The sequence below is a fragment of the Nocardioides pocheonensis genome, from assembly GCF_003725535.1.
Lineage (GTDB): Bacteria > Actinomycetota > Actinomycetes > Propionibacteriales > Nocardioidaceae > Marmoricola > Marmoricola pocheonensis.
The window spans coordinates 122,504-141,172 of the sequence record NZ_RJSF01000019.1 but is presented as its reverse complement, the minus strand read 5'-3'; the positions used below and the strand labels follow the sequence as shown (position 1 = coordinate 141,172).

The 18,669-nt window shown below is 71.9% G+C and carries 20 protein-coding genes; 2 read left to right on the top strand and 18 right to left on the bottom strand.

Going from position 1 to position 18,669, the window contains the following annotated elements:
* Positions 1-5: 5 nt before the first annotated feature.
* The 4 genes from EFL26_RS06515 to EFL26_RS06500 form a co-directional block, all read right to left on the bottom strand.
* On the bottom strand, positions 6-344 hold the full coding sequence (locus EFL26_RS06515; protein ID WP_123222074.1) for a P-II family nitrogen regulator: 339 nt from the start codon (positions 342-344) through the stop codon (positions 6-8).
* A gap of 25 nt (positions 345-369) precedes the next feature.
* Positions 370-1,752, bottom strand: a complete 1,383-nt coding sequence (locus tag EFL26_RS06510) for an ammonium transporter (RefSeq protein ID WP_183408061.1) — start codon at positions 1,750-1,752, stop codon at positions 370-372.
* A gap of 108 nt (positions 1,753-1,860) precedes the next feature.
* Positions 1,861-2,199, bottom strand: coding sequence for a P-II family nitrogen regulator (locus tag EFL26_RS06505; protein WP_123222073.1), 339 nt, complete (start codon positions 2,197-2,199; stop codon positions 1,861-1,863).
* Entirely contained in the window at positions 2,196-3,536 is a 1,341-nt protein-coding gene (locus EFL26_RS06500) for an ammonium transporter (RefSeq protein ID WP_123222072.1), read from the bottom strand. The genes EFL26_RS06505 and EFL26_RS06500 overlap by 4 nt, the downstream gene beginning before the upstream one ends.
* Positions 3,537-3,814: 278 nt before the next feature.
* Here EFL26_RS06500 and EFL26_RS06495 point away from each other — a divergent pair, with 278 nt between their 5' ends.
* A complete protein-coding gene (locus EFL26_RS06495) occupies positions 3,815-4,438 on the top strand; it encodes a TetR/AcrR family transcriptional regulator (RefSeq protein ID WP_123222071.1) in 624 nt (207 codons plus the stop codon).
* A 24-nt stretch (positions 4,439-4,462) separates the two neighbouring features.
* Here the strand turns inward: EFL26_RS06495 and ftsY are convergent, their stop codons facing one another.
* The 6 genes from ftsY to EFL26_RS06465 all read right to left on the bottom strand — a co-directional run bounded on the left by ftsY (position 4,463) and on the right by EFL26_RS06465 (position 12,365).
* Positions 4,463-5,626 carry a signal recognition particle-docking protein FtsY gene (gene ftsY, locus EFL26_RS06490; protein WP_123222070.1) on the bottom strand — a complete coding sequence of 388 codons (1,164 nt, stop codon included), beginning with the start codon at positions 5,624-5,626 and terminating at the stop codon, positions 4,463-4,465.
* A gap of 42 nt (positions 5,627-5,668) precedes the next feature.
* A complete protein-coding gene (locus EFL26_RS06485) occupies positions 5,669-5,905 on the bottom strand; it encodes a hypothetical protein (protein WP_123222069.1) in 237 nt (78 codons plus the stop codon).
* A 78-nt stretch (positions 5,906-5,983) separates the two neighbouring features.
* On the bottom strand, positions 5,984-6,502 hold the full coding sequence (locus tag EFL26_RS06480) for an acyl-CoA thioesterase (protein ID WP_123222068.1): 519 nt from the start codon (positions 6,500-6,502) through the stop codon (positions 5,984-5,986).
* Positions 6,495-10,091: a chromosome segregation protein SMC gene (smc, locus tag EFL26_RS06475; RefSeq protein ID WP_123222067.1), complete on the bottom strand. Its 3,597-nt coding sequence runs from the start codon at positions 10,089-10,091 to the stop codon at positions 6,495-6,497. The genes EFL26_RS06480 and smc overlap by 8 nt, the downstream gene beginning before the upstream one ends.
* Positions 10,092-10,252: 161 nt before the next feature.
* Positions 10,253-11,491, bottom strand: a complete 1,239-nt coding sequence (locus EFL26_RS06470; protein ID WP_123222066.1) for an MFS transporter — start codon at positions 11,489-11,491, stop codon at positions 10,253-10,255.
* Positions 11,492-11,531: 40 nt separating this feature from the next.
* Complete coding sequence (locus EFL26_RS06465; protein ID WP_123222065.1) at positions 11,532-12,365, bottom strand: TetR/AcrR family transcriptional regulator; 834 nt, start codon at positions 12,363-12,365, stop codon at positions 11,532-11,534.
* A gap of 105 nt (positions 12,366-12,470) precedes the next feature.
* On the opposite strand from EFL26_RS06465, the gene EFL26_RS06460 reads away from it, so the two are divergent.
* A complete protein-coding gene (locus EFL26_RS06460) occupies positions 12,471-13,931 on the top strand; it encodes an MFS transporter (RefSeq protein WP_123222064.1) in 1,461 nt (486 codons plus the stop codon).
* 17 nt (positions 13,932-13,948) lie between these two features.
* On the opposite strand, the gene EFL26_RS06455 is transcribed toward EFL26_RS06460, so the two are convergent.
* The 8 genes from EFL26_RS06455 to rsmD all read right to left on the bottom strand — a co-directional run bounded on the left by EFL26_RS06455 (position 13,949) and on the right by rsmD (position 18,667).
* The gene (locus EFL26_RS06455; RefSeq protein ID WP_123222063.1) at positions 13,949-14,143 is read right to left on the bottom strand and encodes a hypothetical protein; all 195 of its coding nucleotides are present in this window, start codon (positions 14,141-14,143) and stop codon (positions 13,949-13,951) included.
* 81 nt (positions 14,144-14,224) lie between these two features.
* The gene (gene mutM, locus EFL26_RS06450; protein WP_123222062.1) at positions 14,225-15,136 is read right to left on the bottom strand and encodes a bifunctional DNA-formamidopyrimidine glycosylase/DNA-(apurinic or apyrimidinic site) lyase; all 912 of its coding nucleotides are present in this window, start codon (positions 15,134-15,136) and stop codon (positions 14,225-14,227) included.
* On the bottom strand, positions 15,129-15,893 hold the full coding sequence (gene rnc, locus EFL26_RS06445) for a ribonuclease III (protein WP_246000051.1): 765 nt from the start codon (positions 15,891-15,893) through the stop codon (positions 15,129-15,131). Before rnc ends, mutM begins: the two co-directional genes overlap by 8 nt.
* 16 nt (positions 15,894-15,909) lie before the next feature.
* Entirely contained in the window at positions 15,910-16,095 is a 186-nt protein-coding gene (rpmF, locus tag EFL26_RS06440) for a 50S ribosomal protein L32 (protein WP_123222424.1), read from the bottom strand.
* A gap of 46 nt (positions 16,096-16,141) precedes the next feature.
* Positions 16,142-16,693, bottom strand: a complete 552-nt coding sequence (locus tag EFL26_RS06435) for a YceD family protein (RefSeq protein WP_246000050.1) — start codon at positions 16,691-16,693, stop codon at positions 16,142-16,144.
* Between the two features lie 315 nt (positions 16,694-17,008).
* Entirely contained in the window at positions 17,009-17,524 is a 516-nt protein-coding gene (locus EFL26_RS06430) for a hypothetical protein (RefSeq protein WP_123222060.1), read from the bottom strand.
* Complete coding sequence (gene coaD / locus EFL26_RS06425) at positions 17,521-18,048, bottom strand: pantetheine-phosphate adenylyltransferase (protein WP_123222059.1); 528 nt, start codon at positions 18,046-18,048, stop codon at positions 17,521-17,523. Before coaD ends, EFL26_RS06430 begins: the two co-directional genes overlap by 4 nt.
* A gap of 55 nt (positions 18,049-18,103) precedes the next feature.
* Positions 18,104-18,667, bottom strand: a complete 564-nt coding sequence (rsmD, locus tag EFL26_RS06420; protein WP_123222058.1) for a 16S rRNA (guanine(966)-N(2))-methyltransferase RsmD — start codon at positions 18,665-18,667, stop codon at positions 18,104-18,106.
* Between the last annotated feature and the right edge of the window lie 2 nt (positions 18,668-18,669).

The window sequence follows — 18,669 nt, the reverse complement described above, 5'->3', positions numbered from 1 at the left end:
CGTGGTCAGATCGCCAGCTCGTCGCGGTCGCCGGTGCGGACCCTGATCACGGTCTCGACCGGCGCGACCCAGACCTTGCCGTCGCCGATCCGGCCGGTCTGCGCGGCCCGGACGATCGCGTCGGTCACCGAGTCGACGTCCTGCTCGTCGACCACGATCTCGACCCGGATCTTGGGCACGAGGGCGATGTCGTACTCGGCGCCCCGGTACACCTCGGTGTGCCCCTTCTGGCGTCCGTAGCCGCTGACCTCGCTGACCGTCATGCCGGTCACGCCGACGGTCTCGAGGGCGGCGCGGACGTCCTCCCACTTGTGCGGCTTGATCACCGCGGTGACGAGCTTCATGGTGGCCTTCTTCCTTGGTTGTCAGTCAGTCCCGGTGGCCGAGCAGGGTGCCCGTCCGCGTCCCGGCCGTCGCGTGCAGGTCGTACGCCGTCTCGGCGTGGACCACCAGGTCGATGCCGCTCACCTCGTGCTCCTCATCGATGCGGAGGCCCATCAACCGGTCCACCACCAGACCGATGATGCCCGACGCCACGAAGGCGTAGACCAGCACCACGGCCGCCGCGAGCACCTGCTTGCCGAGCTGGTCGACGCCGCCGCCGTAGAACAGGCCGTCGATGCCCGCCGGGGCCGCTGCCGTGGCGAGCAGGCCGATCCCGACGGTGCCGACGATGCCCCCGATCATGTGCACGCCCACGACGTCGAGCGAGTCGTCGTACCCGAAGGTGTACTTCAGGCCCACGGCGAGGGCACAGATCACGCCCGCGGCGGCGCCCATCACCAGCGCGCCGAGCGGCGACAGCGACGAGCAGCTCGGCGTGATCGCCACCAGTCCGGCGACCATGCCCGAGGCCGCGCCGAGCGACGTCGCATGGCCGTCCCGGAGCCGCTCGATCCCCAGCCAGCCGAGCGCGCCTGCCGCGCCCGCGCAGAGCGTCGTGACGAACACGACCGCCGCGGTGTGGTCCGCCTTGAGCGCGGAGCCGGCGTTGAAGCCGAACCAGCCGAACCACAGCAGGCCCGCGCCCAGCATCACCAGGGTGAGGTTGTGCGGCCGCATCGCTTCCTTGCCGAAGCCGATCCGCGTCCCGATCACCATCGCCAGCGCCAGCGCAGAGGCGCCGGAGCAGATCTCGACGGCCGTCCCGCCCGCGAAGTCGACCAGGCCGACCTTGTTCGCCAGCCATCCCCCGGAGTGACCGGGGTGGTCCAGGTCGAACACCCAGTGGGCGACCGGCGCGTACACCACGACCGTCCAGACCGCGACGAACACGATCCAGGCGCCGAAGCGTGCGCGGTCGGCGATCGCCCCGGAGACGAGCGCCCCGGTGATCACGGCGAACAGTCCCTGGAAGACGGCGAACAGGATCACCGGAACGCTGAGCCAGGTGTCCGCCGAGGGCTTCATCAGCGACTGGAGGCCGAGGTGCTGGAGCGGGTCGCCGAGCAGGCCGCCGCCGACGTCGTCGCCGAACGCGAGGGAGTACCCCACGAGCACCCAGACGACCGTGATGACGGCCAGCGCACCGAACGTCATCATGATCATGTTCAGCACGCTCTTCGAGCGCACCATCCCGCCGTAGAAGAGCGCCAGGCCGGGGGCCATCAGCAGGACGAGGGCCGAGGCGGCGAGCAGCCAGGCGGTGTCGCCGGTGTCGATCCGGCTGGTGAGGGGCGCGGACAAGGGCGCAGCCAGGTGGGCGGTGAACGAGGGCAGGCTCGCGCCTGCGGCGTCGGTGAGGGACGTCATGGCCCGTCACTGTGACCCCCGTTCGTTACAGGCGTGTTACGGCGTGCCGACAGGGCCGACGGGCGAGATGCCCGTCGACCCTGTCGGTCCACTGCTGTCCCGGGGCTGCTAGATCGCTGCCTCGTCGCGCTCGCCGGTGCGGACCCGGACCACGCTGTCGACCGAGGAGACCCAGACCTTGCCGTCGCCGATCCGGCCGGTCTGCGCGGCCTTCACGACGATGTCGGTCACGTCGGCGACGTCGCTGTCGTCGACGACGATCTCGATCCGGATCTTCGGGACCAGGGCGATGTCGTACTCGGCGCCCCGGTACACCTCGGTGTGGCCCTTCTGCCGGCCGTAGCCGCTGACCTCGCTGACGGTCATGCCGGTCACGCCGAAGGTCTCGAGAGCCTCGCGGACCTCTTCCCACTTGTGCGGCTTGATCACCGCGGTCACGAGCTTCATGCGCTCACACCTTCCTTGACGCCGGTCGCCGAACCGAGGGCGTTGCCGAAGCGGCTGGTGGACGTGCCCAGGTCGTACGCCGTCTCGCCGTGCTGGGCGAAGTCGATGCCCTCGACCTCGTCCTCCTCGGTGACCCGCCAACCGATCGTGTACTTGATCGCCAGGCCGAGCACGGTGGCGGCCAGGCCGGACACCACGAGGGTGAACAGCACGCCCATGGCCTGGTGGCCGAGCAGCGTGAGGTTGCCGCCGTAGAAGAGGCCGTTCATGCCGCCGAACAGGCCGTCGACGCCCTGGGGCGACTTGTCGGTGCCCACGAGGCCGATCATCAGCGCGCCGATGATGCCGCCGACCAGGTGCACGCCGACCACGTCGAGCGAGTCGTCCATCTTGAGCCGGAACTTCAGCCCGACCGCCACGGCGCAGACGCCACCGGCGAGAGCGCCGATGATCAGCGCGCCGACCGTGTTCACCGCGCCACAGGACGGGGTGATCGCGACCAGACCGGCGACCACACCGGACGCGGCGCCGAGCGACGTCGCCTTGCCGTGGACCAGGCGCTCCACCAGGAGCCAGCCGAGCATCGCGGCCATCGTGGCGAGGGTCGTGTTCATGAAGGTCACGCCGGTCTCGGAGTAGAACTGCGCCGAGAACTTCGACGGGTCCTTCAGGGCGTCCGAGGTGAAGACGATAGAGCCGACGTTGAAGCCGTACCAGCCGAACCAGAGGAGGCCGGCGCCGATCATCGTGAGGGTCAGGTTGTGGGGCCGCATCGGCTCCTTCGGCCAGCCGACCCGCCGCCCGATCACGAGCGCCAGCACCAGACCGGCCACACCGGCGTTGATGTGCACGACGGTGCCACCGGCGTAGTCGAGGTTCGGGAACTTCGAGTACAGCCAGCCGCCGCCCCACACGTTGTGGGCGATCGGGAAGTACGCCAGCGTGACCCAGCCGACGATGAACACGATCCAGGCCGACAGCTTGACGCGGTCGGCGATCGAGCCGGAGATCAGCGCCGCGGTGATGACCGCGAAGGTCAGCTGGAACAGCACGAAGATGTAGTTGGCGTGGGACACGCCGTCGAGCCCGAACATGTGGAACGGGCTGGCGATCAGCTTGCCGTTCCCGTTGCCGACGCCGTCACCGCCCCAGCCCATCGACCAGCCCCAGAGCACGAAGACGATGCCGATGACCGCCATCGCGATGTAGGACATCATCATCATGTTCAGCACGGACTTCGAGCGGGTCATCCCGCCGTAGAACAGGGCCAGGGCCGGCGTCGTCATCATCAGCACGAGTGCCGTCGCGACGATCATCCAGGCGTAATAGCCGTCCATCAGACCTCCATTGGTGAGCGAGCAGAGAGTCAGCGATGGTCCTGGGGGTCGGACGACGGTGTCGGGGCCAGGGCCAGCCACGCTGTGGGGAAAGCGTCGCGGTCCGACGTTTCGCGGAGCCGTGCGCGTGCGTTTCGGTTGCGTGACAGGTTCCGCGCTCGTGTTACGAATACGTGAACCAGCCGCAAAAACGTCAAATGGCCAGAAAATGACCCGGGTCATTTCCCGGGGTTTCCCGAGCGGCCCTTCAGCGGGAGGCCTACCTTGTCCCCGTGTCCATGTCTGGGAGCCCTGCCCAGCCGGAAGAGCCTCGTGCTCCCCGGCGCAAGGGCCGTCCCCGGGACGCGAGCGCGGACGACCGGATCCTGGCGGCCGCCGCCGAGCTGATCCTGACCCGCGGGTTCGACAACATGACGGTCGACGAGGTGGCCGCCCGGGCGCGTGCGGGAAAGGCCACGGTCTACCGCCGCTGGGCCGGCAAGGAGGACCTCGCCTTCGCAGCGCTGGAGCAGCTGTACAGCACCCAGCTGCCGATCCCCGACACCGGCTCCCTGCGCGGTGACCTCCTCGAGGCGACGCGGCAGGCCCTCGCGTTCTCCGGCACCGACACCGGGCGGGCCTACATGCGCATGACCGTCGCGGAGTCGTTGCGCGATCCCCGGATCGGTGCCCTCTACACGTCGGCGTTCGAGGGCCAGGAGGCCGCGGCCCGCCAGCTCTTCGAGCGCGGCATCGCCCGCGGCGAGCTGCGTCCGGACTTCCGGATGGACCTCGCGGTCAACTGGTTCGCCGGCCTGATGATCCTCTACGCGATCATCGAGCGACCGGTCCCCGCCCCCGAGGAGGCGGAGGACTTCGTGGAGTTCATGCTCGAGGGGATCGCCGCGCGCAGCGAGGGCTGAGCGAGCGCGCGCCCCGGTCGTCGGTCAGTCGACCGGCGACTCACCGAGCAGCGCGTCGACGAAGGCCTCGGGGTCGAACGGCGCGAGGTCGTCCGCACCCTCCCCCAGGCCGACGAGCTTCACTGGTACGCCGAGCTCGCGCTGCACGGCCACGACGATGCCGCCCTTGGCGGACCCGTCGAGCTTGGTCAGCACGATCCCGGTGACGTCGACCACCTCGCGGAACACCCGCGCCTGGACCATGCCGTTCTGGCCGGTCGTCGCGTCCAGGACGAGCAGGACCTCGCGCACCGGCATTTGCTTCTCGATCACGCGCTTGACCTTGCCGAGCTCGTCCATCAGGCCGGCCTTGTTCTGCAGGCGGCCCGCGGTGTCGACGAGGACGACGTCGGCCCCGCGCTCGACACCGGCGCGCACGGACTCGAACGCGACGCTCGCCGGGTCGCTGCCCTCAGGGCCGGAGACCACCTCGACCCCGACCCGCTCGCCCCAGGTGGTCAGCTGCTCGGTCGCCGCCGCACGGAACGTGTCGGCGGCACCCATCACGACCGACTTCCCGTCTGCGACGAGCACGCGGGCGATCTTGCCCACCGACGTCGTCTTGCCGGCGCCGTTGACCCCGACGACGAGCACGACGGCCGGGCCGTCCTCGGGTCCGTCGAGGTGGAGCTCGCGGTCCATCGAGGGATCGACCAGCGCGAGCAGCTCCTCGCGCAGCACGGTCCGGGCGTCGGCCGCGCTGCTTCCCTCCACCCGCAGCCGGGTGCGCAGCTTCTCGACCAGCTCCTGGGTGGGGCCGACCCCGACGTCGGCCGTGATGAGCGTGTCCTCGATGTCCTCCCAGGTGTCCTCGTCGAGGCGGTCACGCGAGAGCAGGGCGAGCAGCCCGCGGCCCAGGCCTCCCTGGGATCCGGCGAGCCGCTGACGGAGCCGGACCAGCCGGCTCGAGCGGCCCTCGGGCCGCTCGAGCGTCGGCGCCGCCGGAGCGCGGGTCTCGACCGACGGCTCGGCCGGTGCCTCCCCGGGGGCTCCGGGGGCCGGTGCCTCGGCTGCCGGCGGGGCCGACGGCGTCGGCGGAGCGGGCGGCGTACGACGACGACCGCCGGAGCGGACCAGCCCCACCACGAGGGCGACCGCGAGCAGCGCGATCGCGGCGGCGAGGAGGAGCAGCTCGTTTGTCCCGATCATGCGACCCATCCAACCAGAGGACGAGTCGCAGTCAGGCGCGGGTCAGCGTCGGCTGTCAGCGCGCTCCGCGGCGTCGCCGGAACGGTCTGCGATCCGCTCGTCGAGCAGCTCGCCGGAGCGCTCGATGGCCTCGCCGACGCCGTCCACACCCCGCTTCACGGCCTCGCCGAGCCAGGGCGCGCCGGGCACGTCCTCGCCCCGGTGCGGGAACGCGACGTAGACCACGACGGCGCCGGCGACCAGCAGGATCACGAGCATCAGCAGCACCAGCACGATCACGACGGATCCTTCCCGAGTCCCGATGTCGGTCGACCCCATTGTCGCTCGCCGACCCAAACCGCCGACCGCCGGCCCGGTCTACCCGTCGTTGCTGTCGGGGCTGTCGGAGGTGTCGGCGAGCAAAGGCTCGACGGCCGCGCGCACGATCTCGGGGACGGGCACCGACCGGCGGGCCTCGCGGTGCCCGTCGTCGTCCGCACCGCGTCCCGGGGAGGCTGCCTCGACGTACACGTGGACGAAGCGGCCCTCGGCCGCTGCTTCGTCCTCCGGTCCGCCGGTCCCGCCCTGGAAGATGCCGATCCGGTAGACGATCGAGGACGTGCCGATCCGCTCGACGGCCAGGCCGAGGTCGATCGGGTCGGGGTAGCCGACCTCGCGGAAGTAGCGGCAGGACACTTCCGCGACCACGCCGACCGCGGGCAGGGTGCGGATGTCGACGCCGGTGGCCTCGGCGAGGTGCACGTTGACGGCGGTGTCGATCAGCTCGAAGTACCGTGCGTTGTTCATGTGGCCGTAGACGTCGTCGTCGGCCCAGCGGGTGGTCGCCTGCCGCCAAGCCCGGTATTCCCCTCGCGTGGGGCGGCTCCGGTCAGGCACTCTCGGCCTCCCGCAGGCGCTGGCTGATCACCGCCGACACGCCGTCGCCACGCATCGAGACCCCGTAGAGCGCGTCGCCGACCTCCATCGTGCGCTTCTGGTGGGTGATCACCAGGAGCTGGGAGTTCTCGCGCAGCTCCTCGTAGATCTCCAGCAGCCGGCCGAGGTTGGTGTCGTCGAGCGCCGCCTCCACCTCGTCGAGGATGTAGAACGGCGACGGCCGGGCCTTGAACAGCGCCACCAGGAACGCCACGGCGACCAGGGATCGCTCGCCGCCGGAGAGCAGCGAGAGTCGCTTGACCTTCTTGCCCGGAGGGCGGGCCTCGACCTCGATGCCGGTGGTGAGCATGTCGTCGGGGTTGGTCAGGACCAGGCGGCCCTCACCCCCCGGGAACAGCCGGGCGAAGGTCGAGTCGAAGGCCTTGGTCACGTCGGCGTACGCCTCGGTGAAGACCTGCTGCACCCGCTCGTCGACCTCGCGCACGATGTCCAGCAGGTCGCGGCGGGTGCGCTTGAGGTCCTCGAGCTGCTCGGTGAGGAACTTGTGCCGCTCCTCCAGGGCCGAGAACTCCTCGAGCGCGAGCGGGTTGATCCGGCCGAGCTGGGCCAGCGCCCGCTCGGCGGCACGCAACCGCTTGCGCTGCTCCTCCCGGTCGTAGGCGTAGGTCTCGACGACCTCGTCGGCGCCGTCGGCGGCCTCGGCTCGCGCCGCCTCGGCCGCGCTCGCGGCCGCGTCGTCCACGGGCATGCGCGGGATCGGCTGGTCGGGTCCGTACTCGGCGACGAGGGAGTCGGCGTCCAGGCCGAGCTCCTCCAGCGCACGCTCCTCGAGCTGCTCGATCCGCATCCGCTGCTCGGTGCGCGCCATCTCGTCGCGGTGGACGGAGTTCACCAGCTCGTCGAGCGTCGTCCCGAGGGTGCGCAGCTTCTCGCGGGTGGCGACGAGCTGCTGCTCCCGGCCGGTCCGGCCGCGCTCGATGCCGGTGCGCTGGATGGTGGCCAGCTCGATCGACTCCTCGAGCCGGTCGAGGACCACGGCGACCCCTCGGGCCACGGCCTGGGCGACCCGCCCCTCGCGCAGCAGCTGCTCGCGGCGGGCGATCGCGCGGGCTCGCGCTTCCCGCTCGCCTCGCGCCGCGTTGCGGAGACCGTCGGCGCGGCCGTGCAGCGCCCGCGCCCGCTCCTCGGCCGTGCGCAGCGCCAGGCGCGCCTCCATCTCGCGGGCACGCGCCGCACGGGCCGCCTCGGCGAGGCGCTCGCGCTCGTCGGTGTCGGGCTCCTCGTCCTCGGAGGTCTCCGCCTGCGCGAGGCGCTCCTCGAGCTCGGCGAGGCCGGCGAGGTGGGAGGCGTGCGACTCGCGGGCGGTCGCGATCGCCTGCTCGAGGCGGGCGGCCTCGGCCTTGGCGGAGCGGGCCTGGGCGCCGTACTGGCCGAGCTCCTCGGCGACCGCCGCCAGCGCGGCGTCGGACTCGTGGAGCTTCGCGAGAGCGACGTCGGCCCGGCGCGCGGCGTCCTCGCGCTCCGCCTCCAGCGTGGCGAGGGTGAAGGTGAGCCGCTCGAGCTCGTGGCTCGCGCGGGCCAGCGACTCGGCGGCCTCGTCGACGGCGGCCTGCACCTCGATCAGGCTGGGCTGGCTCGAGGACCCGCCGGACGCGAAGTGCGCGCCGAGCAGGTCGCCGTCGAGCGTGACGGCCGTGACGTCGGGCGCCTCGCCGACCAGGGCTCGGGCGGTGGCGAGGTCGTCGACCACGGCGGTCTTGAACAGCAGCCGGGACAACGCGGGGCGCAGGTCGGCCGGGCACTCGACGACGTCGGTCGCGTACACGGCGCCGGCAGGCAGCCCGGGCCAGCTGTCCTCGTCCACGGTCGAGCCGCCGAGCAGCAGCCCGGCGCGACCGAGGTCGTCGGACTTGAGGTGGCCGATCGCCTGGATCGCGGCGTCGACGTCGCGTACGGCGACGGCGTCGGCCGCGCTGCCGAGGGCGGCGGCGATCGCAGCCTCGTAGCCGGTGCGGACGCTCAGCAGCGCGGCGACCGAGCCGAGCAGCCCCGAGACGGAGTCCGTGGCCGCCAGCAGGGCGCCGGCACCGTCCTTGCGGTTGAGCCCGAGCTCGAGGGCCTCCTTGCGCGCTGCGAGGGCGCCCCGGTCGCGCTCGGCGGCCTGGGCCTCCTCGCGCACCTTGGCGAGCCGCTCCTCGATGTCCCCGAGGAGCGCGCTGGCGGCCTCGTGCTCCGCGTCGAGGCCCTCCTCCCCCGCGTCGAGACCGGCCACCCTGGTCTCCAGGGACGTGAAGCTGTGCTGGGCCTTCTCCGCCCGGGCGAGCGCGTCCGCGCGCGCCTCCGCCAGCCGGGCGACCTCGTCCTCGGCCGCGGCGGCGCGGCTGCGCAGCCCGTTGACCTGTCCGTGCAGTCGCGCCAGGCCCTCGCGCCGGTCGGCGGCGGCGCGCTGGAGCCCGGCGATCCGGCGCTCCTCCTCGCTGAAGAGCTGCTCGGCCGACTGGCGGGCGGTGACCGCCTGCTCGAGGGCGCCGCGGTGGTGCTCGACCTCCGCGAGGATCGCGGTCTCCTCGGCCTGCACCCGCTCGGCCTCGGCCTCGAGCTCGTCGGGGTCGCGGCCCGAGGGCGGCCGCTCCTCGGCGACCTGCTGGGCGTTGCGGACCCGCTCGGCGGCGAGGCTCGCCGTGCCGCGCAGCCGCTCGCGCAGCCCCGACAGCGAGAACCAGGTCTCCTGGGCGCGCGAGAGGGCGGGGAGGTCCTCGCGGAGCGCGGCCTCCAGGGCGGACTCGGCCTCGCGGGTCGCGGCGATCTCGGCCTCGACCTCCGCGCGCTTGGCGACCAGCACGCTCTCGTCGGCCAGCTCCTGCTCGAGCGCGACCCGGGCCGTGGCGAGGTCGTCGGCCATCAGCCGGGCGCGGGCGTCACGCAGGTCGGCCTGCACGGTCTGGGCGCGCCGGGCGACCTCGGCCTGCCGGCCCAGCGGCTTGAGCTGGCGTCGGATCTCGCTGAGCAGGTCGCTGAGGCGGGTCAGGTTGCCGTCGGTCGACTCCAGCTTGCGGAGCGCCTTCTCCTTGCGCTTGCGGTGCTTGAGGACGCCGGCGGCCTCCTCGATAAACCCGCGGCGGTCCTCGGGGGTGGCGTGCAGGATCGAGTCGAGCTGCCCCTGCCCCACGATCACGTGCATCTCGCGCCCGATGCCCGAGTCGGAGAGCAGCTCCTGGACGTCCAGCAGCCGGCACGACGTGCCGTTGATCGCGTACTCCGAGCCGCCGTTGCGGAACATCGTGCGGCTGATCGTGACCTCGGCGTACTCGATCGGCAGCGCCCCGTCGGAGTTGTCGATGGTCAGCTGCACCTCGGCACGGCCCAGCGGCGGACGGCCGGAGGTGCCGGCGAAGATGACGTCCTCCATCTTGCCGCCGCGCAGCGACTTGGCCCCCTGCTCGCCCATGACCCAGGCGAGGGCGTCCACGACGTTGGACTTGCCCGAGCCGTTGGGTCCGACGATGCAGGTGATCCCGGGCTCGAGCTGGAGGGTGGTCGAGGAGGCGAAGGACTTGAACCCCTTCAGGGTCAGGCTCTTCAGGTACAAGGCGAGGCTCCTCAGTCCGACAGTGCTGGCCACGCTGTGCTCACCACGTGGCCGGTGGGCGCGCGAACAGGGATCCTATGCGGGACCTCTGCCGGGGGAAGCGGCACCGTCGAGCCTACGTGCCCCGGGTCGTCGTACGGCGGCACGGGCCGCGTGTCGGGTCAGGTCGCGGCCGGCTCGTCCTCGTGCGCGATGTGGCTCAGCTGGCCCCAGATCAGCACCACGAAGAGCGCCGACCCGGCGAACGCGAACCAGAACGGAGCGGTCAGCCCCCAGTGCCGCGCCAGCGGCCCGCCGATCGCCGACCCGATCACCAGCCCGCCGTAGGTGCCGAGCACGTTGACCGCTCCCACGCGTCCCTGCAGCTCGGTCGGGACGGCGCGTTGCCGCACGGTCATCGAGGTGGTCCCCCAGATGAACGCGTGGGCACCGAAGACGAAGAAGATGCCCAGCGCCACGGCAGGGCTGGTCGTGAGCGCGAGTGCCAGGTGGGTCAGGGTCTCGAGGACCAGGCCGATCCGCATCAGGTCACCGAGGCTGACCCGCCGGGTGATCCACCCGTACGCCGCAGTGCCGGCGAGCCCGCCGACCGCGGCCGTGGTCGTCAGCAGGCCGAAGCCAACCGGGCCCATGCCCAGGTGGCGGGTCGCGTAGAGCACGAGGACCGACCACGCCGCTCCGAAGGTGATGTTGAAGGTGAAGATCGTGAGCACGAGGGTGCGGACCGCCGCGTGGCCCCGCACCCAGCGGATGCCCTCGACGACGTCGGCGCGCAGGTGGCTGCGGTCCTCGGGCGGCCGACCGTGAGGCGGTAGCACGATCCGGGACACGAGGCCGACTCCGGCCAGCACGAGCACCGCCTGAGCCACGAACGGCAGCGCCGAGCCTGCGGCGAACAGCGCTGCGCCGATCGGCGGTCCGGCGAGCTGGTTGAGGGTGATGAAGCCGCTCATCAGGCGGGCGTTCCCCAGGGCCAGGTCGCCGCGGTCGACCAGCATCGGCATCAGGGTGCCCGAGGTGTTGTCGGCGAACACCTCGGCGACGCCGAGGAGGAAGAGGGCGCCCACGACGACCGGGACGGACACGAGGTCGGAGACGATGAACCCGGAGAGCACCAGCAGCACGCAGGCGCGGAGCAGGTTGACCGTGATGATGATCGCGCGCCGGTCCAGGCGGTCGGAGAGCGCCCCGGCGTACAGGCCGAGGAGCAGCGGGGGCAGCCACTGGGCCAGCGCGCCGAGAGACACGACGAACGCGTCGTGGGTGTGCGACGCGATCAGCAGCGGACCTGCGGCGAGGGCGAGGCCGTCGCCGAGGTTCGTGGCCCAGGACGAGGCGATCAGCCACCGGAACCCGACGCCGAGCCGGCGGGGCGCGAGGGTCTCGACGAGTCTGGCCACCGCGGCACCCTAGGCAGGTCGCGAGCCGGGCGCACCCGGTTTAGCGCTCGCTGAGCGCCTTCAGCCCGCCGACGAGCAGGTCCACACCGAACCCGAAGCGCTCGTCGGCGCTGCCGGTCGTCATCGTCGCGGCCATCGAGCGCAGCAGCGGGAAGTGCTCGGCGGGCAGGCTCTCGAAGACCTGCCGGACCTGGTCGATGGCCGCGTCCTCGTCGAGGTGCTCGCCGGTGGCGCTCTCGTCGGCGTCCTGCCCGCGGTGGCGCTCGCGCCAGATGTCCTCCTCGACGGCGACCGAGGCGACGTACAGGGCCGAGACGTCGGTGAACCACGCGCAGTACTGGTCCGGGACGTCGCCCGCCTTGAGGAGCGCGATGAGCCGCTCGACGGTGACCAGCAGGCCCGGCTGGAGCGGGATCATGCCCAGGGTGCAGCGGGCGACGCCGGGGTTGGCCCGGTAGATCGCCAGCATGTCCTTGAGGCAGTCACGCAGCTGGTCGTCCCAGTGCTCCGGATCGGGGTCGGGGACCTGCCACTGGCCGCAGACCCAGCCGACCACCAGCTGGTCGAGCTCGGCACGGTTGGCCACGTGGGCGTAGAGCGACGCCGGCCCGGTGCCGAGCTCCTTGGCGATCGAGCGCATCGTCACGGCGTCGTACCCGCGCTCGCGCATCTGGTCGACCGCGACCTCGACGATCCGGTCAGCCGAGAGCCGGTCGGCCGACGGTGCCTTGCGGGCCCGGCCCTGCGCGCCCGGGCGGCCGCCGAAGACCTGGCCCACGACGGCAGCGACGCTCTCGGCGACCTTCTCGGTGACGGCCTCCGGCGCGGTCACCTTGACGCGTCCGACCTGGAAGGAGTGGGGCTCGGATGCCATGACACCAGTATAACCGGATTCAACGAACAATGTTCTTGACGAACGAACAGTGTTCGAGTAGAACAGTGTTCGAGTTGTCCGAACACTGTTCGTCTAGGAGTTGCGATGTCCACCGCCGTCTCTTCCCGTACGCCGGACCCCGGCGCAGCCCCGTCCTCGCTGGTCGGTCCCGACGGGTACCGCCACCGCTGGATGGTGCTCGTCGTCGTGATGGTCGCCGACGTGATGGACCTGCTCGACGCCACCGTCGCCAACCTGGCCGGGCCCTCGATCCGCCGCGACATCGGCGGCAGCGAGAGCACCCTGCAGTGGGTGCTCGCGGCGTACACCCTGACCTTCGCGGTCGGGCTGATCACCTCGGCCCGTGCGGGCGACCTCTTCGGTCGCCGCCGCCTCTTCACGATCGGGATGGTCGGCTTCACCGTCGCGTCGCTGGCGTGCGGCCTCGCCCCGACGGCCACGCTGCTGATCGCGGCCCGGGTCGCGCAGGGCTTCTTCGGGGCGGTCATGATCCCCCAGGGCCTGGCCATGGTGAAGTCGTCCTTCACCGAGGACGACCTGCAGAAGGCGTTCATCCCGTTCGGCCCCGTGATGGGGCTGTCGGCCGTGATGGGCCCGATCATCGCGGGGTTCCTGCTCCACGCCGACCTGCTCGGCACCGGGTGGCGGGCGATCTTCTGGGTGAACGTGCCGATCGGCGCCGTGGCGTCGTACCTCGCGATCCGCTACCTGCCCCGCCACCTCGCCCGAGACGCCGGCGCCCGCCTGGACCCGCTCGGCACGTCCCTGCTGACCGCCGCCTCGATCACGCTGATCTACCCCCTGGTGCAGGGCCACGAGCAGGGCTGGCCCGGCTGGATGTTCGCGATGCTGGCCGGCAGCGCGGTGCTGTGGGCGGCGTTCTTCGTCTCCGAGCGCCGGACCCGTCACCCGGTGATCGAGCGCTCCTTGATGTCGAACCGGTCGTTCCTCGCCGGGCTGGTGTTCCTGGGCAGCTTCTTCACGGCGATGTCGGGCTTCATGCTCACCATCAACCTGTTCCTGCAGTACGGGCTGCGCTTCGCCCCGATGCACACGGGGATCACCCTCGCTCCGTGGGCGCTCGGGATGGCCGTGGGCGCTGCCGCGTCCGGGGCCGCCCTGGGCCCGAAGTTCGGGCGACGGGTGCTCCACGGCGGCCTGCTCGTGCTCGCCGCGGGGCTCGGCCTGGTGTGGCTAGCCATCCGGGCGCACGGGCTGGCCACGAGCGGGTGGGACCTGGCGCCGGGGTTCTTCGTCACCGGCCTGGGCAGCGGGGCCATCTTCGCGCCGCTCTTCGACATCATCCTCGCCGGTCTCGCGGACACGGAGATCGGGTCGGGGAGCGGAGTGCTCAATGCGGTGCAGCAGTTCTGCGGAGCACTCGGCGTGGCCGTGCTGGGTTCGCTGTTCTTCCACCTGCTGCCCGGTCACGGGTTCGCCGACTCGATCCGGTGGCTGATCGTCGTCGGGGTCGGCTGCTACGCCGCCAGCTTCGCGGCGGCGTTCCTGTTGCCGAGGACCGCGCGGCCCGAGCTGGCCCACTGAACGTGGGCCGGTCGGGGTCAAGCGAGCTCGAGGACCTCTTCGTCGGCAGACTCGGCAGCCATCGAGGCGAGCGCGTCGTTCTCCATCTGGAGGCGCAGGTGCGCTGCTTCGAGGTCCGCGATCCGCTGCTTCAGGAGGTGGTTCTCACGTGCGAGGCGGGCAGTCACGCGAGGGTCGGTGCTGCCCATGTAGCCGAGGAGAGCCTTGGCCATGGATGTGTCCTCCGGGGGGAGTCTTGGAAGGTGGCCCTTGACCGGGCCGCCTCCAAGAGTCTCATGGACGGCGAGCCCGGATCAACCCCCGATGCTCCCCCGAACGGCGCGCGGCCGGCGCGCCCGCGGGGCCGGCTGGCACACCGGGCAGAAGAACGACGACCGGTTCATGAACGACGCCCGCCGGATCGGCGTACCGCACCGCGCGCAGGGCTCGCCCTCGCGGCCGTAGGCCCGGAGCGACCGGTCGAAGTACCCGCTCTCGCCGTTGACGTTGACGTAGAGCGCGTCGAAGGAGGTGCCGCCCTCACCGAGCGCGGCCGTCATGACCGCGCGGGCGGCCTCGAGCACCTCCCGGACCTGTCCTGGGGTCAGCTGGTCCCCGCGGCGTTCGCCGTGGACCTTCGCGCGCCAGAGGGCCTCGTCTGCATAGATGTTGCCGACGCCGGAGAGCATCGTCTGGTTGAGCAGGATCCGCTTGATCCCCGAGGAGCTGCGTCGCACCCGCCGCACGAACGCGTCCTCCTCGAAGTCCGGGTCGAGCGGGTCGCGGGCGATGTGGGCCAGCTCCGCGGGCAGCTCGCCCCCGCCGGGTGAGTACCACAGGCCCCCGAACATTCGCTGGTCGACGAAGCGCAGGTCGAGCGGCCCGCCCGCGGGGCTCGCGCCCAGGCGGAACCGCACGCGCAGGTGGCGCTCGGCAGGCGCGTCGACCGGCTGCACGAGCAGCTGGCCGCTCATGCCGAGGTGCGCGAGCAGCGCGTCCGCGGGAGCGGCCCCGTCCAGCGGGTCCAACGGCAGCCACAGGAACTTCCCGCGTCGGCGGGCGGCCGTGAACGCGCGACCGGTCAGGAGCGCGGCGAAGTCCTCGGGCCCGGGCAGGTGCCGGCGTACGGGGCGCGGGTGGAGCACCTCGACCGCCTCGATCGTGCGGCCCAGGACGTGAGCGTCCAGGCCGCGCCGGACGACCTCGACCTCGGGGAGCTCAGGCACCGGCGGCGGAGGCGTCCCCGGAAGCGTCGCCCGAGCCCTGCTCGGCCGGAGCGAGCTCGTCGACGAGCGTGCGGTACGCCGACTCGGCGGCCTGCTGCTCCGCCTCCTTCTTCGACCGGCCGACGCCGTGGCCGTGCAGCCGGTCGGCGACCCTGACCTGCGCGGTGAAGGTCTTCAGGTGGTCGGGGCCGTCGTCCTCGATGACGTACTGCGGCACGCCCAGGTCGTGCTCGGCGCAGAACTCCTGCAGGCTCGTCTTCCAGTCCAGCCCGGCCCCGAGGGCCGCGGCCGCGGTGAGCATCGGGTCGAAGAGCAGGTGCACCAGCGCGCCGGCGGTCTCGAAGCCCCCGGAGAGGTACGCCGCCCCGATGATCGCCTCGACGGTGTCCGCGAGGATCGAGGACTTGTCGTGGCCCCCGGTGGACTCCTCGCCCTTGCCGAGGCGGATGTAGGGGCCGAGCCCGATCGTGCGGGCCACCTCGGCCAGGGCGCGGGCGTTGACCACCGCGGCCCGGAGCTTTGCCAGCCGGCCCTCGGAGAGGTCGGGGTGGGTGCGGTAGAGCGTCTCGGTGATCACCACGCCGAGCACCGAGTCGCCGAGGAACTCCAGCCGCTCGTTGGTCGGCAGGCCGCCGTTCTCGTACGCGAACGAGCGGTGCGTCAGGGCAAGCTCGAGCAGCTCGGGATCCAGGGTCGGATCACCGAGCGCGGCGCGCAGGTCGCTGAACGGCTCAGGGTCGTGCGGCTGCTGCGTCACAGGCCTTGCAGCCCGGTCAGATGACCTGGCGACGGTCAGCCCTGGCGCCGTACTGGCCGCACTCGGGGCACGCGCGGTGCGGCAGGTGCTTGGCACCGCAGGCAGGGTTGGCGCAGTTCACCAGCGAGGGCGCGACGGCCTTCCACTGCGAGCGACGGTGACGCGTGTTGCTGCGCGACATCTTCCGCTTCGGGACAGCCACGGTGTACTCCTTGTCCGGGTCAGCTGACCGGTCGACTTCGGGTGGTTCAGTCTTCGTCTGGATGGGGTGCGAGATCGGCCAACGCTGCCCACCGTGGATCGACGGGCTCGTCGTGCCGGTGGTCCGGGTCGTCCGCCAGGCGCGCGCCACACTCGACGCACAGTCCCGGACAGTCGTCCTGGCACAACGGCTGGAACGGCAGCGCGAGCACCACCGCATCTCGCAGCACCGGTTCGAGGTCGAGCAGGTCTCCCTCGAGCCGGCTGACATCGTCGTCCTCGTCGTTCCCGTCCGCCGGTTCGTACAGGTAGAGCTCCTGGAGATCGACCGTGACGCTGTCCTCGATCGGCTCCAGGCACCTCGCGCACTCGCCCTCCAGGTCGGCCGTGGCCGTCCCGGTGACGAGCACCCCGTCCATCACCGCCTCGAGCCGCAGGTCCAGGTCGACCGGCGAGCCCTCGGGCACTCTCAGGATCTCGATGCCAAGTTCTGCAGGAGCCTCGGCTGTGAGCGACACCATGCGCTGTGACCCCGGGCGGCGGCCGAGCTCGCGTGTGTCGAGCACGAGCGGCGCTCTCGGGTCGAGCTTGCTGCGCACGATGTCACTTTCGGTCCGAGGCTCTGCAGAACCTACGGGAGTCTATCGGTAGCCCGCTCCGCGACCAAAACGACCGCCGAGCGGGCAGTCCGGCAGCCTCCGGGTACACCGAGCGGGCACTCCGGCTGCCTCCGAGTACGCCGAGCGGGCACTCCGGCTGCCTCCGAGTACGCCGAGCGGGCACTCGCGCTGGCACGGGCACGCACCTGCGGCACCCGCTCGCCGCGTTCCGCCCCAGCCGCGGCACCCGCTCGCCGCGTTCCGCCCCAGCCGCAGCACCCGCTCGCCGCGCTCCAACCCAGCCGCAGCGCCCGCTCAGCGCTCGAGGTGATCCGGGAGGTGGATGGCGTCGACGTCGCTGTCGTCGCCGAGGGCGTGGGAGTGACCGCCGGAGAGGCGGGCCCGGCCGCGGCGGACCAGGTCGAGCGTGCGCTCGAGGGTGAGCTCGAAGTTGGCCAGCTTCTCCTCGACGTACTGCTCGGTCTCGGCCTGGAGCTCCTCGGCGGCCTTCTGGGCGGTCTCGGTGATCTCCGCGGCGCGGGCCTCGGCGAGCCGGAAGACGTCGGTCTCGGAGACGAGGACCTCGCGCTCCATCTCGGCGGCACGGACGATCTCCTCCGCCTGGCTGCTGGCCTCGGCGAGGACGGCCTCGCGGCCGCCGACCACCTCGGTGGCGTCGGTGAGGGTGTGCTCGAGCGCGGCCTCGAGCGCGCCGATCAGGTCGAGGAACTCGGACCGGTTGATCATCACCGAGGCCGACATCGGGACCGAGCGGGCGTCCTCGACCGCGGCGCGGAGGTCGCGCAGGCGGGCGTCGATGTCGTCCCTCATCGGCCCGGACCTTCTTCTGCGTCACCCGCCGACTCGGCCCGCTTCTCCGCGAGACGGGCGTGCAGCCGCTCGAGGACGAACGGCGGCACGAGAGCCGAGACGTCGCCGCCGAACATCGCCACCTCCTTCACGAGGGAGGAGGCGAGGAAGGAGTACTCGGGGCTGGTGGGGATGAACACGGTCTCCACGTCCACGAGCGAGGAGTTCATCTGCGCCATCTGCAGCTCGTAGTCGAAGTCGCTGACCGCGCGGAGCCCCTTGACGATCGCGCGGATGTCGTTCTGCTCGCAGAACGTGGTGAGCAGTCCCTCGAAGCCGGCGACGGTGACGTTCGGGAAGTCCGCGCAGGCCTTCTCCAGCATCTCCATGCGCTCCTCGGCAGAGAACAGCCGGGCACTCGCCTTGGCCTTGTTCACCCCGATCGCCACGACGACCTCGTCGAAGAGCTGCGAGGCGCGGGACACGATGTCGATGTGGCCGTTGGTGACCGGGTCGAAGGAACCCGGACAGACCGCTCTGCGCACTGTGCACTCCTGTCACGTCGCGGCGGGTGAGCCGCCGTCCCCAAACGTGTCCGGATCAGTCCGAAACGCGCCGAAGGTACCAGAGCACCGTCTCGCCGTACTTCTTCTGCCGCCGGACCTCGAGGCCGTCCGGCCAGCTCGGTGCCACGCTACGCGCAGAGCGCTCCAGCACGACAGCGCCGCCCGCCTCGACCCAGCCGCGGGAGACCAGTGCCGCGAGGACCTCGGCGACCTCCTCGCTCCCCAGGGCGTACGGCGGGTCCAGGAACACCACGTCGAAGGGCGTCGGCGCGGCGCTCGCCAGCACGCTCGCCACCGGCTGCGCGCGCACGTCGACCGGGAGACCGAGCGCCGCGGCGTTCGCCGTCACGATCGCGGCCGTCCGGCGGTCGGACTCGACCGCCGTGACCGAGACCGCGCCACGCGACGCCGCCTCGAGCGCGACGGCCCCCGACCCGGCGTACAGGTCGAGGAAGCGGAGGCCGTGGAGGGTGCCGAGCTCGGCCTCGAGGGCCGAGAACAGCGCCTCGCGCACCCGGTCGGAGGTCGGTCGGGTCGCCTCACCGGGCGGCGTCCGCAGCCGCCGTCCGCCGGCGGAGCCGCCGATGATCCGGGTCATCG

Excerpts from the sequence above, each read along its gene's own strand:
- EFL26_RS06510 (WP_183408061.1), bottom strand. The coding sequence starts at position 1,752 with ATGACGTCCCTCACCGACGCCGCAGGCGCGAGCCTGCCCTCGTTCACC.
- EFL26_RS06515 (WP_123222074.1), bottom strand. The coding sequence starts at position 344 with ATGAAGCTCGTCACCGCGGTGATCAAGCCGCACAAGTGGGAGGACGTC.
- EFL26_RS06505 (WP_123222073.1), bottom strand. The coding sequence starts at position 2,199 with ATGAAGCTCGTGACCGCGGTGATCAAGCCGCACAAGTGGGAAGAGGTC.
- EFL26_RS06465 (WP_123222065.1), bottom strand. The coding sequence starts at position 12,365 with ATGGCATCCGAGCCCCACTCCTTCCAGGTCGGACGCGTCAAGGTGACC.
- EFL26_RS06455 (WP_123222063.1), bottom strand. The coding sequence starts at position 14,143 with ATGGCCAAGGCTCTCCTCGGCTACATGGGCAGCACCGACCCTCGCGTG.
- rsmD (WP_123222058.1), bottom strand. The coding sequence starts at position 18,667 with ATGACCCGGATCATCGGCGGCTCCGCCGGCGGACGGCGGCTGCGGACG.
- ftsY (WP_123222070.1), bottom strand. The coding sequence starts at position 5,626 with ATGATCGGGACAAACGAGCTGCTCCTCCTCGCCGCCGCGATCGCGCTG.
- EFL26_RS06430 (WP_123222060.1), bottom strand. The coding sequence starts at position 17,524 with ATGAGGGACGACATCGACGCCCGCCTGCGCGACCTCCGCGCCGCGGTC.
- EFL26_RS06495 (WP_123222071.1), top strand. The coding sequence starts at position 3,815 with ATGTCTGGGAGCCCTGCCCAGCCGGAAGAGCCTCGTGCTCCCCGGCGC.
- EFL26_RS06460 (WP_123222064.1), top strand. The coding sequence starts at position 12,471 with ATGTCCACCGCCGTCTCTTCCCGTACGCCGGACCCCGGCGCAGCCCCG.
- EFL26_RS06500 (WP_123222072.1), bottom strand. The coding sequence starts at position 3,536 with ATGGACGGCTATTACGCCTGGATGATCGTCGCGACGGCACTCGTGCTG.